The organism is Thermalbibacter longus (genome assembly GCF_023806485.1).
GTDB lineage: Bacteria > Chloroflexota > Chloroflexia > Thermomicrobiales > Thermomicrobiaceae > Thermalbibacter > Thermalbibacter longus.
Genome location: NZ_JAMSLR010000035.1, coordinates 1 through 1,007, shown reverse-complemented (window position 1 = coordinate 1,007; position 1,007 = coordinate 1). Strand labels below are relative to the sequence as shown.

2 protein-coding genes are annotated in these 1,007 nt (G+C 67.5%); both read left to right on the top strand.

Translation table 11 applies throughout. The features are described from left to right. On the top strand, positions 1–394 hold a 394-nt coding region (locus tag NET02_RS16305; RefSeq protein WP_284058488.1), incomplete at its 5' end, for a hypothetical protein. Beyond that, positions 373–684, top strand: coding sequence for a hypothetical protein (locus NET02_RS16300; RefSeq protein WP_284058487.1), 312 nt, complete (start codon positions 373–375; stop codon positions 682–684). The genes NET02_RS16305 and NET02_RS16300, both read left to right, overlap by 22 nt. Positions 685–1,007: the final 323 nt, after the last annotated feature.

Sequence of the window (1,007 nt, the reverse complement as noted above, 5' to 3'; positions counted from 1 at the left end):
GGAGGTGCTGGAGCACGTGGCGCGGGCCGGCTTCGACCCGAGACCGGACAAACGCGGGAGGACAAACGCTGAGGAGCACTACCGCAAGCATGTTGAGCGATTTCGGGAATGGCCACCGGGAACCACGCTCGAAGCATACCTCGAGAGTGCTCGGCGCGTCATTCTGGATCGCCGGAGCAGCGTCTTCACGAGTCGCTATGCCGGCTACTGGCAGCTCGCGGTGATTCGGAGAGCGGAGGAACTGCGTGGGCCAGGGGGGTCGGACTGGGTTGTGGTAGAATATCGAGTCGAACTCGGGCACTGGACGACGGTGTTTCAGCCGCGGGATCTTGAGCACGATTTCCTTTATGCCACGAAGCGGGAGCATCTCCGATGGCTACGGCGGCGGAACTGAAGCGATCGATCGATCTCAATCTGGATATCGTCGACTTCGAGATCGAGGACGTTTCGGAGCTTGCGCCGGTCTGGGATGATGAGCCCGATGACATCCGCGCCGCGGAAGAGTTGACCTGGAACTCGACCATGTCCCGGCTACGGCTCGACCTCGATCCTGCGTACCGCTCGGGCCAGATGACGCCCGAGCAGGCCGAGCGCTATCGCCGGCTGCTCGAGCGCCTCGCGGAGCTCCTGCCGGTCATCGAGCGCATGGGGTTTGCCAGGCCGCCGGTGCTGCTCGAGCCCTAGCTCGGCCCCCGTCGTGGCGGCGTGCCTCAGGTGGCTCCTCTCCCTCCGGTGAGCACTTGGCGCGGAGGGCGAGTTCCTCCGCTGTCGCCTCGTTGCCCCTTGGGAGCGTAGCGAATCGGCGTCTAGCGCGCGCTGGCCGGCCCGTCCGGCCTGTTCGGGGGCTGGTCGGCGTGCTGGTCCGCTGTGGGGGCAGATGGCGGCGGGAGCGGGGCGGCGATGCTAGGATACGCCGGGGCCGGTCGGTCACGGGAGGGCGGGGTTGCGCGGGGCGGGGAGGGGTAGTGTCGCGGGCGGACGTGCTGATCGTGGAGGCGGCGACGGGC

Excerpts from the sequence above, each read along its gene's own strand:
- NET02_RS16300 (WP_284058487.1), top strand. The coding sequence starts at position 373 with ATGGCTACGGCGGCGGAACTGAAGCGATCGATCGATCTCAATCTGGAT.